This window comes from Spirosoma arboris (assembly GCF_009754945.1).
GTDB classification, from domain to species: Bacteria; Bacteroidota; Bacteroidia; order Cytophagales; family Spirosomataceae; genus Spirosoma; species Spirosoma arboris.
Genome location: NZ_WPIN01000014.1, coordinates 1 through 15,954, shown reverse-complemented (window position 1 = coordinate 15,954; position 15,954 = coordinate 1). Strand labels below are relative to the sequence as shown.

16 protein-coding genes are annotated in these 15,954 nt (G+C 46.2%); 10 read left to right on the top strand and 6 right to left on the bottom strand.

Annotated features, from left to right (window positions below):
• Window positions 1-38 precede the first annotated feature (38 nt).
• Window positions 39-1,154, top strand: a complete 1,116-nt coding sequence (locus tag GO755_RS28680; RefSeq protein WP_157588771.1) for a Fic family protein — start codon at window positions 39-41, stop codon at window positions 1,152-1,154.
• 96 nt (window positions 1,155-1,250) lie between these two features.
• Window positions 1,251-3,689, top strand: a complete 2,439-nt coding sequence (locus GO755_RS28675; RefSeq protein WP_157588769.1) for a TonB-dependent receptor — start codon at window positions 1,251-1,253, stop codon at window positions 3,687-3,689.
• A gap of 37 nt (window positions 3,690-3,726) precedes the next feature.
• Here GO755_RS28675 and GO755_RS28670 read toward each other — a convergent pair whose 3' ends face one another.
• The 4 genes from GO755_RS28670 to GO755_RS28655 all read right to left on the bottom strand — a co-directional run bounded on the left by GO755_RS28670 (window position 3,727) and on the right by GO755_RS28655 (window position 6,741).
• Window positions 3,727-4,596, bottom strand: coding sequence for an SDR family oxidoreductase (locus tag GO755_RS28670; protein WP_157588768.1), 870 nt, complete (start codon window positions 4,594-4,596; stop codon window positions 3,727-3,729).
• Window positions 4,597-4,629: 33 nt separating this feature from the next.
• On the bottom strand, window positions 4,630-5,223 hold the full coding sequence (locus GO755_RS28665) for a TetR/AcrR family transcriptional regulator (protein WP_157588766.1): 594 nt from the start codon (window positions 5,221-5,223) through the stop codon (window positions 4,630-4,632).
• Between the two features lie 202 nt (window positions 5,224-5,425).
• Entirely contained in the window at window positions 5,426-6,193 is a 768-nt protein-coding gene (locus GO755_RS28660; protein ID WP_157588764.1) for a class I SAM-dependent methyltransferase, read from the bottom strand.
• 80 nt (window positions 6,194-6,273) lie between these two features.
• The gene (locus GO755_RS28655; RefSeq protein ID WP_157588762.1) at window positions 6,274-6,741 is read right to left on the bottom strand and encodes a redoxin domain-containing protein; all 468 of its coding nucleotides are present in this window, start codon (window positions 6,739-6,741) and stop codon (window positions 6,274-6,276) included.
• 122 nt (window positions 6,742-6,863) lie between these two features.
• Between GO755_RS28655 and GO755_RS28650 the strand changes: the two genes are divergently transcribed.
• Window positions 6,864-7,796 carry an ROK family protein gene (locus GO755_RS28650; protein ID WP_157588760.1) on the top strand — a complete coding sequence of 311 codons (933 nt, stop codon included), beginning with the start codon at window positions 6,864-6,866 and terminating at the stop codon, window positions 7,794-7,796.
• 64 nt (window positions 7,797-7,860) lie between these two features.
• Here the strand turns inward: GO755_RS28650 and GO755_RS28645 are convergent, their stop codons facing one another.
• A complete protein-coding gene (locus tag GO755_RS28645; RefSeq protein WP_157588759.1) occupies window positions 7,861-8,604 on the bottom strand; it encodes an SOS response-associated peptidase in 744 nt (247 codons plus the stop codon).
• A gap of 140 nt (window positions 8,605-8,744) precedes the next feature.
• Here GO755_RS28645 and GO755_RS28640 point away from each other — a divergent pair, with 140 nt between their 5' ends.
• On the top strand, window positions 8,745-9,404 hold the full coding sequence (locus GO755_RS28640) for a pyridoxamine 5'-phosphate oxidase family protein (protein WP_157588757.1): 660 nt from the start codon (window positions 8,745-8,747) through the stop codon (window positions 9,402-9,404).
• Window positions 9,405-9,544: 140 nt separating this feature from the next.
• Here the strand turns inward: GO755_RS28640 and GO755_RS28635 are convergent, their stop codons facing one another.
• Window positions 9,545-10,084, bottom strand: a complete 540-nt coding sequence (locus tag GO755_RS28635) for a DUF1349 domain-containing protein (protein ID WP_157588755.1) — start codon at window positions 10,082-10,084, stop codon at window positions 9,545-9,547.
• 143 nt (window positions 10,085-10,227) lie between these two features.
• On the opposite strand from GO755_RS28635, the gene GO755_RS28630 reads away from it, so the two are divergent.
• From GO755_RS28630 to GO755_RS28605, 6 genes are all read left to right on the top strand, one after another.
• Window positions 10,228-10,728 (top strand): DUF4385 domain-containing protein, encoded by a 501-nt coding sequence (locus GO755_RS28630; protein ID WP_157588754.1) that lies wholly within the window; start codon window positions 10,228-10,230, stop codon window positions 10,726-10,728.
• Between the two features lie 159 nt (window positions 10,729-10,887).
• Window positions 10,888-11,589: an RNA ligase family protein gene (locus tag GO755_RS28625; RefSeq protein ID WP_157588752.1), complete on the top strand. Its 702-nt coding sequence runs from the start codon at window positions 10,888-10,890 to the stop codon at window positions 11,587-11,589.
• Between the two features lie 12 nt (window positions 11,590-11,601).
• Complete coding sequence (locus tag GO755_RS28620; protein ID WP_157588750.1) at window positions 11,602-12,726, top strand: AAA family ATPase; 1,125 nt, start codon at window positions 11,602-11,604, stop codon at window positions 12,724-12,726.
• Between the two features lie 305 nt (window positions 12,727-13,031).
• The gene (locus GO755_RS28615; protein ID WP_157588749.1) at window positions 13,032-14,132 is read left to right on the top strand and encodes a site-specific integrase; all 1,101 of its coding nucleotides are present in this window, start codon (window positions 13,032-13,034) and stop codon (window positions 14,130-14,132) included.
• A 66-nt stretch (window positions 14,133-14,198) separates the two neighbouring features.
• Window positions 14,199-15,131, top strand: coding sequence for a hypothetical protein (locus tag GO755_RS28610; protein ID WP_157588747.1), 933 nt, complete (start codon window positions 14,199-14,201; stop codon window positions 15,129-15,131).
• 106 nt (window positions 15,132-15,237) lie between these two features.
• On the top strand, window positions 15,238-15,621 hold the full coding sequence (locus GO755_RS28605) for a helix-turn-helix transcriptional regulator (RefSeq protein WP_157588746.1): 384 nt from the start codon (window positions 15,238-15,240) through the stop codon (window positions 15,619-15,621).
• The last annotated feature ends 333 nt before the right edge of the window (window positions 15,622-15,954 follow it).

Below are 15,954 nucleotides of genomic sequence, written 5' to 3'. Positions count from 1 at the left end.
TATTATATTTGAGCCGAATAGCTATTATTATTCGGCTCATGGCACGCTATAACTGGCAACAGACTGACTGGCCCACCTTCCGTTTCGATCTGCTCTGTATGGAGCAAAATGCCCTCCAGTTTGCCCAAAAAGCAGGAAAGAGTACAGGCCAATTTGATAGCTTACCCATTGAAACTCGTCGGGAGGTTTTGGTTGATGTTATGGTCAATGAAGCCATCAAGACTTCGGCCATAGAAGGTGAATTTATCAGTCGGCAAGACGTCATTTCATCGATCAAACGAAATTTAGGGCTTACTAGCGATACGGTTCGCATAAACGATAAACGCTCAGAAGGAATGGCCGAATTGCTGGTGCTAGTGCGCACCACGTTCGACCAACCTCTTTCAGAAACCATGCTGTTCCATTGGCATACCTTATTGATGAAAGGTAGCTACGGCATAGAAATCGGGCGCTGGCGCACACACACTGAACCTATGCAGGTAATATCTGGAGCGATGGGAAAAGAAAAAATTCATTTTGAAGCTCCTCCCTCTATGAATGTACCAGCCGAAATGAACCGATTTATTGATTGGTTTAACACTACTTCTCCTAATCAAGCCGGCACAATTACAAACCCGTTGATCAGAGCCTCGATAGCCCATCTCTATTTTGAATCTATACACCCATTTGAAGATGGAAACGGGCGGATAGGGCGCATTATCGCCGAAAAATCTCTTTCACAAAGTCTAGGCCAACCTGTGTTGCTAAGTTTATCCAGAACCATAGAAGCAACTAAGAAGGCATATTATGATGCGTTGCAAAAAAGCCAGCGATCAAACGAAATAACTAGCTGGCTTACCTATTTTTCTGATGTGATATTGACTTCACAAGATGACTTCTTAGCTACCCTTGGGTTTGTATTGCAGAAAACTCATTTTTTCGACATCCACAAAACCAGCCTTAATGAACGCCAGCAAAAAGTTATTGCCCGGATGTTTGAGAACGGTACAGTCGGTTTCGAAAGGGGTATGAATGCCCGTAAATACATTGGCATTAGTAAGACATCGAAAGCAACAGCCACTAGAGATCTACAGGATTTAGTTGATAAACAGATCTTTATCCCTATTGGCGGTGGTAGAAGCAGTCGTTATCAGTTGAATCTTGCTTTCCACTAATACCGATTTTTGCCCGTTTATGGAGAAATGCCGCGCTGAGAATATGGTTTAGGCTCTTTTATCTGGTTTATCAGATTGACCTAAACAGTATATACTATGCACTTCTCTCTACGCGCGTTTTCTCTTTTCCTTCTCTTATTGGCTGGCTGGTCAGGCTTATACGCCAAATCGGACCCTGTTTTATCAGGTACAGTGCGCGACCCGGCAGGTACAACGGTGGAATTTGCCACGGTGGCTTTACATAGAGCCTCCGATTCGGTCGTTGTCAAAACCGAGTTTAGCGATGCAACCGGAACATTTCGATTCGACCGACTAGCAGCAGGAAGTTATTTTGTTTCGGCCTCGCAGGTAGGGTTCGAACGTGTCCAAACGGCTCCTTTTGTCGTGGCATCAACCAACCAGACATTAGCGCCAATTCTGTTAAAGTCCAGTAGTAAAACGCAATTGAAAGAAGTTACGGTACAAGCACGTAAACCTCTGTTTGAACGAGAAACCGACCGCATTGTAGTCAATGTGGAAGGAACCACACTTAGTGCTGGAGCAACATCGCTGGAGATACTTAGCCGATCACCGGGTGTAACTGTCGATCAAAATGACAATCTGGCACTACGAGGGAAACAGGGTGTTCTGGTACTTATTGATGGCAAGCGAGTGCCGATGACAGGAGCCGAATTAGGTGAGATGCTACGTGCTCTGCCTGCCAATTCGATCGAGAAAATTGAACTTATAACCAATCCACCTGCCAAGTACGATGCTGCTGGCAGTGCGGGTATCATCGCGATCAAACTCAAAAAAGATGGTCGGCAAGGCACAAATGGCAGTGTAACTACGAGTTACGGCTACGGAAAATATGGCAAGTTTACGAGCGGCCTTTCGCTGAATCACCGGCACAAAAAAGTAAACATCTTCGGGAATTACAACTATAACGACCGAAACCAATTTAGTCAACTGATGCTGCATCGGGATTTCTATCAGGCAAATCAGTTCATTGGTAGTAGTGTTCAGGATAATGTGGGAAAAACGCATTGGGTCTCCCACACGTATCGGGCTGGGCTGGACTATACATTGTCGAAACGAACAACACTTGGTGCTGTAGTCAATGGATTAGTAAATCATGCCGAAGCCAGCATACCTAACGTTACGCAAACGTTCGATGAGTTGGGCAACTTACAATCCAGCTATCAATCGGCCAATCATCGAACCTTAGAAACGCCGAATACAGCGGCTAACCTAAATCTGAAACACAGCTTCGACTCAACGGGGCGTAGTGAACTAACCGCCGACGTCGACTTTGCTCACTACGGAATTCACCGACTCCAGAATTTGGCAACTACGTTTACCGTGCCCATTCAGTCGCCAACTGTATTGGATGGAAAGCTAAATGGAGGTCTGAATATCAGTTCGTTCAAAGCCGATTATGTGCATACGTTCCCAAACAAAACCCGACTGGAAGGCGGGGTAAAAGCGAGTTGGGTCAATGCGGATAACGATGTATTATTCACGAATATCAGCGAAGGCAAGAGTGTAGTGGATACGGGCAAAAGTAATCAGTTCCGCTACGATGAAAACATCAATGCCGCTTATTTGAACGTCAATAAGACTTTCAAAAAGACGTCTGTTCAGTTGGGATTACGGGGCGAACAAACGAATGCACGCGGCCTGCAACTAATTGGCAACAACGGTTTCGAACGGCACTATTTTCAACTTTTTCCCAGTGTATTTGTCAAACAAACCGTATCAAAAACGCAGGATCTAAGTTTATCGCTTAGTCGTCGGATTGACCGGCCAACGTACAATCAGCTGAACCCTTTCCGGGCGTATATCGACGCTACAACCTATTTCACAGGCAATCCATCGCTCTATCCGCAGTTGAGTTACAACATCGAACTGACGCATACATTCAAACAGAAGTTTATGACGTCAATTAGCTATAGCCGTACCGATCAACCCATCGTCAGTGTTATTCAACCGGCACCAGAGGGAAATCGGCAGGCCGTATCAACGTTTCAGAATCTGACCCGCTCTGACTATTACGGCCTGACACTGACCATTCCAGTTCAACCAACAAACTGGTGGACGATGGATAACAATGTTGTCGCATTTTACAACCGGTTTATCGGCGATCTGGCGGGTACATCACTCAACCAGGGTTTACCTGCTTTCACGATCAATAATACCAATACCTTCACGCTGGGTCGTGGCTGGACAGCGGATTTGGCGGGGAACTATCAATCGAGACAGCTTTATGGTTTCTTAGATATCCAGCCGCTGGGCCAACTCAATATGGGACTCCAGAAAATTATGTGGGGAAAGAAAGGGACATTGCGGTTAAATATGACCGATATCTTCTATACCAGTCCGTTACATGCTACCTCTACCTATGCCAATTATGTTGAGCGTTTCTATCAACGGCAGGATACACGAATAGCGACAGCCTCACTTACCTACCGCTTTGGCAGCGACACCGTGCCCCAATCACGTCGGCGGTCTGGTGGTGCCGAAGAAGAAAAACGCCGTGCAGGTGGTGCATCGTAAAAATGAGTCAGGCATAGTCAGCAATAGCAATCACTGATTATGCCTGACTATTTTTAGCAAATAGCTCTATTGTTGTTTTAGGTTTGCCCAAATCGACCCAGGTTTGTGCGGCTTCGAAGGTTTCCGGATAGTTGTTCAGGGCTTCTGTGATGTGCCAACCGTAGTCGGCCTGTGCGGAAAATGGGCGACCAAGTTGCATTAGGAAAGGCGGGGTTGTCAAGATCTGTAACTTTCCGTGTCGGTAGGAAGCCACAAATCGTTCGGCGACCTCGTGCTGCGTAACAGCCTCTGGACCTTGAATTACATACTCCTGATTTTGACCATCCTGCGCAATCAGGAAAGCCCTTACCATCTGTTTACCATAATCATTGGCAGCTACATACCACGGTTTTACAGCAGATCGCCCAACCAACAGGATAAAACGCCCGACACGTTGCGTGCCGTTTATAGAATCCATAAAACAGGACGGATAAAAAATGCTGTAGGGAACTCCGGAAGCTTTAATAAGCCGAACGGCTTCTTGCTTTACGTCAAATACCCACCAGTTGAAACCATTCATGCCCTGATAACGCATGATGATGGACGATAGGTAACTTATTCGGCGGACACCAGCGAATTTTGCGGCCTCAATCAGATTGATCAATCCTCCAGCTTCTGCGTGAAAATCGGTTCGCTTCTCGTTCTGTTTGATAGATAAATTCAAATAGACTACATCTATACCTCGAAGCGAATCCTTTAGTCCCGCAACGCTACGCAAATCCCCAGAAACAACCTCTGTATCTGGGAACAAAGAGAGTGTTTTGGGTACGTCACGTGCAATAATGCGAACTGCAAATCCAGCCTTAATGAGTTCTTGCGCAACAGGTTGCCCGAGCATTCCTGTTGCGCCTATAACGGCAATATGCATGATGTAACACGGGCGATCCGCTCCGCCGTTGCGTTAGCGCAAATCACGTACGAAGCGACGCATCGTTTCGCGGTAGACTTGTTCGGATTGATCGAGCGGTTGCTCGTCTTTGAGTAGCATCGCCAATGCAATCATTCCGTGAGATATAGACCACCATTGAAAATACAGGCGCTTGATACTTTCTTCTGCTTTGGGAATAAAGGAGAAGATTGTTTTGCACACAACGCGATTTACAGCCTGCATGGATTCTGACTGATAAACCGGAATTGTGCAATAAGCACCGTCCAGATTGTACATCACCTGATAGATTTCAGGGTTCTCACGGGCAAATTCCCATTGCACCAGCGAAATTTCATATAGGCGTTTTTCCGGGTCTCGGTAGAGACTCAGGATACGGTCATACTGCTGATATAAGTGGCGAAATCCTTCATTCCGGATTTCATCTAACAACACATCTTTGCTGTCAAAATATTCATAGACTATTGGGGCACTGTATTCAATTGCGTCAGCTATTTTACGAATCGATACCGCCTGCCAGCCCTCCCGGCGAGCAATGGACTTAGCCGTTTTTACGATGCCAGAGCGAGTTTGCTCACGGCTGCGCGGCTTGCGTTCAATAGTTTCCATAGGAGTAAGTAGGTTATTACTGCTTTCAGTTAACGGTGTTATATTGACTGAAAACTACGGATTAATGATTGCATTGTCTACAGTTGATGTGAATTTCCTCAAAAAACTCCAATTATCTCTTTTCCGGTTATTATATCTTCTTATTCTATAGAATAAAAGTTAACATTTCTTCCTAATTGGTTATTTTTTATTGACCAGACTCTTAAAGTCGTTGCGCAAGTAACCATACAGCTTCGTCACCCAGTGCATAAGGATCTCCTTCTACAGTCCCATAACAATCGAGTATAGTCAAACCCGCTTCGGCAAACAATTGACTGAGTTCGGCAAGGGTATATATATAATGCTGAGCAGTACGTGACTGTATTTCCCCTGCTTTTACGTACGTCAGATGTGAGTCGATACGACTGTGAAGGGGAGCGTATTCGTTTTCAACCAAAAACAGGATCGACTCTCCAGAAGTATCTTCAACAGGTTGCCAGTTACGTGCCTGGTAATCGGGAAGAACCGACTCAGCCACCATCTCCGAATGCGCTAAAAATCGCCCTCCTGGCTTTAACAGGGTAGCAATGCGCGTTAGAAAAGTCAGCATGTCGGGGCGAGGGAAGAAACTAAAACTATTACCCAGACAATAGGCCGCATCGAATGAAGCCATAACACCAATCTGAACTTCTGGCATGGCCAGAAAATCGTCTGCGATGGCAACAAGCGGCAATTTCTCCTGAGTAGCAACCGATTCAAGTTCGGTGATATAGTCGACGGCAATATCGACTCCTGTCATACGAGCCCCCATTCGGGCAAGTGGTAGGGCATGGCGCCCATATCCGCAGAATACATCCAGAATTCTGTCGTCGGGGCCAAAGTCAAGCGATTCGACGAGCAGTTCGAGATCAAGCTGCGTTTGCTCCTCAGTTTGGGCAGCTTTCCAGGCGTCCTGCGGCAATCCATGAAAAAAGTTATGATACCAGGCCATGTGGTAGAATGATGAATTATGAATGATAAATGAAGAATGCCTGAGAATTACATTCTTCATTTATCATTCATAATTCATCATTAGTTAAGTGAAGTCAATGTTTCCTGTATAGCCTGAAAATTAGGGACGTTGCCAGCGTTTTCGAGCACTTCGACGTATTGAATAAGCCCATTTTTATCAACAACGAAAGCAGACCGTTTACTCACGCCTTTCAGATTCATCGCAAAGGTTTCGTAATACGTATCATAGGCTTGCGATACTTCTTTGTTGAAATCTGATAATAGATCGAAAGGCAGGTTTTGATCTTCTTTAAATTTAGCCAGCGTAAACGGAGAGTCAACCGAGATGCCAACTACTTCGGCATTCAACCCTGAGTAAACACCGATGTTGTCGCGCATTTCGCAAAGTTCGGCGGTACAGGTGCTGGTAAAAGCCATTGGGAAAAATAGGATAATCAGGTTCTTTCCCTGAAAATCATGTATAGACACTTCTTTTCGGGCTGTATTGAACAATGTAAAATCAGGTGCTTTCTGACCGATGGTAAGCATAGTAAGTAAAAAATTATAACGGACGCTTAATAAGATTTTAACCGTAAAGCTACGTGGAGAAACGAATTAAATCGTAAATCGAATTTTCTAATCGGACCGGCGATCCGGTCACTCATTCGTTTATGAAGTCTTATTGGGGTATTGACCTGGGAGGCACCAAGATTGAAGGCGTTGTCCTATCAGCTCCCTCACCCGACGCCGTCCTTGTTCGCAAGCGAATTGACACCGAAGCCCATAATGGCTACGATCACATTCTGCATCAGATTGTTAAGCTCATCGATATGCTAAAAGATGAAACGGGCATCAAACCCGAACGAATCGGTTTTGCGACGCCCGGTACGTTCGATCCAGCCCGTCAAGCGATGAAGAACTGTAACACCACTGTTCTTAATGGCAAACCCATGAAACAGGACTTAGGGCGCCTGTTAGGTTTACCCGTTGAGATAGCGAATGATGCCAACTGTCTGGCTCTTGCCGAAGCGACTATGGGAATCGTACCGGAGGTGGTACCCGACTACCAGACAGTGTTTGGCGTAATTATGGGTACGGGTGTAGGTGGAGGTATTGTGGTGCGTAGCAGGCATTCCAAACCCTATGGTCGCCCTTTTGTGTTGAATGGCTTACAGGGACTCGGAGGAGAATGGGGGCATAATACGCTGGAAGAGAATGGATACCCCTGCTACTGCGGCAAACGGGGATGCGTAGAGCAGGTTCTTTCGGGGCCAGCCCTCCAGCGCTATTATCAGCAGGTTAGTAAAGAAGAACGGACAATGCAGGAAATTATGGAGCGGTATCAGCAAGGAAACGACCTGGTTGCCAGCCAGACTGTAAACCGACTTTTGGAATATTTTGGCCGGGGCATCTCGGTTATTATCAACATCCTTGATCCTGATGTGATTGTGCTGGGCGGTGGTCTCGGCAACGTTGATTTACTCTATACAGAAGGAGTCGAACGCGCTCGAAAATACGTGTTCAACAGTCGCGAACTAAATAATCGCATCCTCAAACCAAAGCTAGGCGACAGCGCCGGCGTATTTGGTGCGGCAATGTTATAAGACTATAAAGTCCTACATTTCTCCCCTCTCCCGTTTTGGGAGAGGAGCTATCAGGCTTGCCTAATCAGGCGAACAACTGAGGCTGATCGCTTAATTCCGTATAGGTAGACGGAGCCATTACTTCAGGAACATCGCTTGGCTCAGACCGTGACGTTATGCGTTTGCTAATGCTGTAGCTATGCATTCGACTGGTTGGGTACTGTTTCTCCAGTAAAGCCAGTGCATCCTTTTCGCTCAGATCATTATGGAGCCAGGCATGTTCGGCTTCTGGTGTAAGCAGGCAAGGCATCCGCTTCTTCGAATTGTGAATAGCGGCCAACAGCGGATTCGCATCAGTCGTCAGGAGCGTGTAGGTCGACTTCAGTTCACCGGTTTCCGGGTCGGTCCATTCATCCCAAAGCCCCGCAATAGACGCGATTTTCTGATCCGTCGCCGTGATGTAGAACGGAAACTTTTTGCTTCCCTTCGTATGCCATTCATAAAAGCCAGTTACCGGAATCAGGCAGCGTTTTCCCGCCTGTGCAGCCGAGCGAAAAGAGGGCTTATCGTAAATCGTTTCTGATCGGGCGTTGATCGTCCAGGTACGTATTTCAGCAGCGTCATCGTCTGTTTTGGTCCAACGCGGAATTAACCCCCAATGCATCATCTGAAACCGTCCGGGTTCCTGGTGCGTCAGTATCGGCCAGGCCGGAAACTGGTAGGCATTGGCATGGTATACCGGCTGAAAATGGGCCGATGCAGGCAGTTGTGCCTCGTAGCGAGTCTCCAGTTCAGGAGCAGAAACAACAAGTGATTTATGATAACACATAGGCAGATGAATTTACCGATAACCTCCGATATGATACTTACTAAACAAATAAAGTGGCTCTTGGGTTATGCCACGTTCATTCGTCGATTGCAAACAAAAGGAGCAGGCAGCCCGTTAATAACCCTTGATCAGCGCACATTATGAGCATTCATACACCAGCATCCAATCACCAGGAAAGTCGGGAGAATTCAGAAGCCGTTGCCATGCTCCCCGATCTCGAACGCACCAGTTGGGAGCAACTCCTGGCAGCTGCCGAACAAAAAGAGGATGAATCGGTAGGATCGGGCTTCAAAACCATGATTATGGCTAGCTGTACGTCCAGAGGTGCCGATGCCCGAATCGTGATTCTACGTCTGGTTGACATAGATCATAAGTACGTCTGGTTTTATTCGGATGCACGTTCTGAAAAGGTGCTACAACTTGAAGCATCTCCACAAGCATCGCTCCTTTTCTGGGATGCCAATCGCCAGGTGCAACTCCGCCTGACAATAGAAACCCGACTTCACACCGACGATTATATAGCCGATGATCACTGGAGCAGGCTGTGGGTAGGTGGACGAAAGGCTTATCTTTCCGAACAAAAACCGGGTACTGTACAGCCGCACCCCTACCCTGGTTTTCCAGAACATCTGATTGATAAGTTACCGTCGGACGAGGAAAGCGAAGCTGGTCGCAAAAACTTTGCGGTGATTGAGTGCCGTGTACTGGCCATGGAATACTTACACCTAAGCCGCCGTGGGCATACTCGGGCCTGCTTTCAATATGAACCCGAGTCCAGAATGGTTTGGCTTGCTCCCTGATGGTTTTTCGCTGTTCAGCCAACCACTACCCTTTTCAAAGCTGACCATCCCTTTGCTACTGACCATTGCTGGAGTGGGATTAATCCAGTGGGCAGACTATCGTTTATTGAAGCAACTGAGAAAATAGGCAAAATTTTTAATCACGATATGCTCAGCACCGAGAATTGCTCGAACGTTACGTCGAACCCACCGCCATCCGGAGCCGCTGCCATTGGGCCAATCTGCACAGGAACACCGACCGGGAAATACGCCAATCGTACCATTTGGTAGGTGAAATCATCGAGCGAATAATCAATACGCACCGAATCGTGCTGCCGTGTTAGTCGTAAATAAACAGACGGCGGGTTATGTGGTTGTGGGCATACCGACCAGTCAGAAAACTCGCGCGTAACCACCGCGCTAACATGCTGCTGTTCATCCACATACTCAATACCCGTCTTGATCCAGTTGTGTTCATCTAGTCGAAGCATCAGTCCAGCCTGATCATATTGATTTTTATAGTGCCCCGTCACCTTCACACTCGCGACAAAATCCCCAGCCTGCTCCCGGAAATAGAAATGTCCATTGTCACGGACAAAATCATAATGAGTTACGCGCCAGAAATCTGTATCACCTTCGACTCGCATATGTAGCCAGTCCCGCTCCTCCGACCAGATTGCCGGTTTGTTGTACCAAATCATAGCTGCTGATTTTGAAGCGAAAGTATGAAAATTCGGCGGGCCACGGCTAAACAACCTTATCGGTTCGATTCACGTTTGTTGCGGGGATAGCTCTTTTGTCCTATTCGTTGTTATAGACAGCAGTAACAAATGATATTGAGCCAATGCCTTCAACTGACCGTTCCTTTAACTACGATCTCGATTACCAGAATCTGAATCTCCGTGAACAACCCGAGCTTTATCGCGTCGGAAAAGGGGAAATGGGTGTTCTGTTAGTACAGCCCTACAAGTCCGAAATTCTTCCTTACTGGCGGTTCAAGACTCCCGAAATAGCCCGAGAATCGTCCGAAAAAATTTACCAGCTCTTTCTGGATTATAAAGCGAAAGGCGACTTTATTGGTATGGACATGGCCAGGAAGTTTCTTATGATGGGCTACACTCGAGCAAGGCGTTATGCAAACCACACCACTGGTCAGAAATACGACGGTCCCGTTCCTGATGACAAAAAAGGGAAATCTGGTGCCCATGGCCGCAAACAACTTCCGCGAGAGGAAGATCCAATTAAAGCGGAATCAGCCCGGATATTTTACGGTAAATATTTGGAAGCGCGCGAAGATGCGGAGTACAAAAAACTGAAGAAAGAATGGCAGGAAACGTACGGGTGATTTATTGAATGCATACTCTTATCTTTGCAGCGCTTAATCAATCATCAATCCGTAAGCTACTGAATGTCATGTAATCGCGCACAGGCTCCACTCCTTGGATAGCCTTTACCACCCGGTAAAGTGCCTGTGTTTTTATTGTCTCATCAAAACGCGATTAACATGATTTCCCGCAAATATGGCCGGACGTATCATTACCCGTTTTCGCCGGGTACAACGAGCGACGACCGAATCAATTACAACAGCCAGGAAGCTATTTCCCGCATCGAAACACTCGTTCATACAGAGAAACTAGATGGAGAGAATAACTGCCTAAACCGCTATGGCGTGTTTGCCCGTTCGCATGCTACCCCTACTCAAACACCCTGGACGCGCCACCTGCGTGAGCGCTGGGAGATTATAAACTATGATCTCGGTGATCTGGAGGTATTTGGCGAAAATCTGTATGCCGTGCACTCGATCGCCTATTCCCGATTAGAGGCCTACTTCTACGTCTTTGCAATTCGCGAAGGTGATCAGTGGCTCTCCTGGGAAGAAGTTCAGTTTTACGCGCACCTGCTCGATTTTCCGACGGTACCTGTACTAGCGATTCAGTCGCAACCTTTCGACTTAGCGGCTTTAGAAACTGACGTGCAGAAATGGGCCACCCACCCCAGTACATTTGGTTCGTATGATGCCCAAACGGGCGAGTCCTGCACACGCGAAGGCATTGTGACCCGGAATGCGAATGGATTTTCGGTTGCCGATCACCCTCAGAATGTCTTCAAGTACGTTCGGAAAGGACACGTCAAAACGGATGAACACTGGACCCGAAACTGGCAACGTGCCCGATTGATTCACGAGCAGCCAAGCGGTCTGCGTTAACTACCAAACGTCATGTGGACATTCACAAATGATAAACAATGGTCTGCGCTCATCCATCATTTTCCAGAGGTTCGGGATATGGCGGGGGTCGTACAAGACCCACGCCACCATGCCGAAGGAGATGTGGCAACACACACTCAGATGGTAATGAACTGCTTAGCGGAGCAAGCTGACTATGAATCGCTATCAACTGATAGTCAGGAAATACTCTGGACAGCCGCATTGCTGCACGATGTAGAAAAACGCTCAACAACGGTGGTCGAGCCAGATGGCAGCATTACCTCGAAAGGGCACGCCCGACGCGGTGAACGAACAGCTCGTGAAATGCTCTATGTAGCCCATCATATCCTTTCGCCCGCTCCTTTTTTCAAGCGGGAGCAGATTTGCAAATTGATACGATATCACGGCCTGCCGCTCTGGATTTTTGAGAAGCCTGATCCATTGAAAACCCTGTTGCAGGTGAGCCTTGAGGTAAATACGCACTGGTTAACGATGTTGGCAAGGGCGGACGTACAAGGCAGACTATGCACGGATCAGGCCGATTTGTTGTATCGGGTTGATTTGTTTGAGGAGTTCTGTCGAGAAGCTAATTGCTGGGGGCAACCGCGTTCATTTGCGAGCCCATCAGCCCGGTTTCACTATTTCAGTCGCGACGACGCTCATCCAGATTACGAGCCATTTGGCGAGGCAGCCTGCGAGGTAGTGCTTTTATCGGGTTTGCCCGGTTCGGGAAAAGACACCTTCGTTTCCCGTCATCTAGCCGACTGGCCCGTTGTTAGTTTGGATACATATCGACAGAGACTGAAAATTAGTCCGACAGACAAACAGGGTACCAGTCGGGTTGTCCAATTGGCCAAGGATGAAGCTAAAGCGCTGTTACGTAGCCAAACCTCGTTCGTTTGGAATGCCACAAACCTAACGCGTCAGTTGCGGCAACAACTAGTCGAGTTATTTGTAACTTACAAAGCACGGGTTCGGATTATCTATCTCGAAGTTCCTTACCAGCAGCTCGTTCGGCAAAACCGGGATCGCGAGCATGTCGTGCCCAATGATGTACTTCAGCGAATGCTGCAACGACTGGAAATCCCGTCTGTATGGGAAGCTCAGCAGGTTGACTACATCCTGCCAACACGATAAACTGATGTAAGTTTAACGGCATCGAACCTGTTTCTTTATGTAGCTTTGCCAAAAAAAGTGCTCAGTCTGTCTGACAGGCTGAGCACAACTTCTCTCCTATGCAGCTATTAGACGGAAAGTTACACATACAAAATAGGTCAAAATAAACACCTAAGGAAAATAGCCTCTAATAGCTCAAAAAGGCCAATTTCATTCACTTCAATTATTAATACCTAAATCTTTTTTCGTCCCATTTCTGTACATTATTGTACCTCGTTTGCACCTTTGGTTTGTATCCGTCAGACAGACAGATCCCAAGAACAACGATGAAAGTAACCCTGCGCGAAAAGAAGATCAGTGGTGGCCGTAAAAGCCTATATCTTGACTTCTATCCTCCTATTCCTAATCCTGAAACCAGTCAGCTAACCCGTCGTGAGTTTCTGGGACTTTATTTATTTGAAAAGCCCCGCACGGAGCCGGATAAACTTCACAACTGGGAGACCAAGGAGCTTGCCGCCCGTATTGTTGCCCAGCGACAGGTAGCTATTCAGAACGGCGCGTTTGGGTTTGTAAAAAGCCGCAAAACAGAAGTTGACTTTGTCAGTTACGTGACGGCTCAAGTTGACGCCTACAAAGGTCGGAGCAAAGGAGCCCGAAACTCATGGCGAGCTATGGCAAAACGATTTGAAAAGTTCGCCGGAGGTAAGCTTTTAACTAAACACTTAACCGCCGAGTTCTGTAACCGTTTCCGAGACAGCCTGATGAATGAAGTGAGTTTAGCACAAAACTCCAAAGCCAACTATTTCCAGCATTTTAAGACTACTCTTCGACGCGCGGTCGACGATGGTACCTTAACCACTGACTTTCTATCAAAGGTCAAACGTATACCTATACAGGAAGTCCAACGAGAATTTCTGGGACTTGAAGAATTAACAACTCTTTCCCGTACCGATTGTGATCGGCCTGATTTAAAACAGGCTGCCCTTTTTTCTGCTTTGACAGGCTTACGATTCTCCGATATCGCAGCCCTTACCTGGCAACAGGTCAAACACGACGAAACAGGATATTCTCTCCGTTTTACGACCAGAAAGACGCAAATGCCCGAAACGTTGCCTATAACTGAACAGGCGCGTCAGTTTTTGGGGGATGAAGGTCAGCCAACAGCTCGCGTCTTTCCTCGGCTCAACTATTCGGAAATGCTCAATAAAAAACTTGCCAAATGGCTAGATGACACTGGCATTACCCGTCCGGTTACATTCCACTGTTTTCGTCATACGTTTGCGACTCTACAACTTCAGCAGGGAACGGATATTTATACTGTATCGAAGCTCTTAGGGCATAAGAAACTATTGACAACTCAGGTATACGCTAAAGTGGTTGACAGCCAGAAACGAACTGCGGTTAACCGGCTTAAGATAGAATTATAGTATCTCCCCTACTCCGCCTAAAATTGTCTGACAAAGCTGTCACAAGCAGTATTACTCTAAATCCTTATGATTTATACAGGTAAATATTTTAGATCATTTGAAAAGGCTTATTCGGAAGCACATTATCAATTCTATCTTCAACTTATCGATAAGCCATTCGATGAGGCAAAGCAAAATATTTTATATATGTCAAATCCTGGCCAGGATTTTATGGATGAGTTTGACGAGGTACTTCGAGTCAATTTATCTAATCCAGCTTGGCTAAAAACATATGTAGAAGATGTTTATTATGAAGGTGTTATTAGCCTCCTGAAGCAATTTGAGGAACTTAGCGCCGAAATAATTATGCAAAATGACTTTAGTATCAGCCAAAGCATAAAAGATTCATCCTTCCTACTTATTAGCAATGGATATATAAGTTCATTAATAGGCCTGGCCAGTCATATTAGAAAGGCTGCAACTCGTTTTGGGCTTGTATCCCTAAAGCATGACGTTGAAATCACTGAGGATGACTTTAGCATAACTAATAGTGGTAGGAATTACATCCCATTACACAAATCTTCTGAACAATCCGCCAAGCAGCAGGAAGATCAACAGGAGCACAAATCGTGGCAAGAATCTAAATCTCAAGATCAATTTGTTGATTACACAACACCCTCTGCAGCCCCTTCTCCATCATCTCCACCTCTATTTATCTTACAAAATTCAAAACAGGCTTTATATGATGACCTTTGCTTATTTATTGACGACGCTGATCATTTGACTCTTCAAAATTTGATTAACAGAGGAGACATGCCTAAAAATCATATAGTAGTAACATGTCAGGTAAAAGCCTTTGGACTAACTTTTTTTGAGGCTGGAGCAGTTCCAGAGCAAGGAGCAAAATTGCTTAGTGAGCAGATACCGAATTTCTTCGTACGAAATGACGGTATGAATATCGTATCCTTTAAGCCTTCAATTCTGGTTAAATATTTACGAGGGAAAGATAAAGACAAATAAAATGTAGTTTTTGGGTCCATTATATGTCCGTTTCCTGTCCACTGCCCTTGAAGTGGACATTATTCTTTTCGTCCCTTTGCCATCGGCTTTATAAACCGGCCGATGTATGATACTTGATCTTCAAAAACTCCAAAATGAGGTAAGCGAAACGCGCCAATTGGTTCAATCGATTCGCGAATACCTAGATCAGCTTGCGAAACCATCGACTCCTATTGAGGAGCGACCTGTTAGGGTAAAAGAAGTCGCTGCCTTTCTAAACAAGACAGAAGCAACAGTTTATGGCCTTGTTTACGAAAAAAAGATTCCTCATCATAAACCTGATGGAACCGGAAATCTGTACTTTTTTCTTTCCGAACTTTCTGAATGGGTAAAGAATGGTCGCAAGGCGACTAATGGGGAATTAGAAGAACAAGCTCGCCAACATATCGCAACCCGGCTTGATCGTCGTAAGCAGTCTAAAAGCCGCAAGGAGGGGTACAAAGCGGCATGATCCTCCATAAAATTACTTCCATTGTACGGGCCTCAAAGGGTGAAGTAGTGCTGTGCAGACCAACCTCATACGGCTTTATCATTCATATTCTTGTAGGTGGTCATGCTGGGCGAATCGTTGCGCTTTCACCTGGTAAATCTTCTCGCAGCATTCCGTCTGAATTGGATTGTCAAACTCATATTGCTTCAGATGAGCCGAGTTTACAAACCTGGCTTAATTCTCTTTCTCCAAAACGTGCTCTGCAAGCTTTATAGCTGCCGAATCGCTAAACTTTATTACCCATGGTTGGCAGTGGATACGAACTGACGAAAGCATTTTACCGTGAACTCGGCG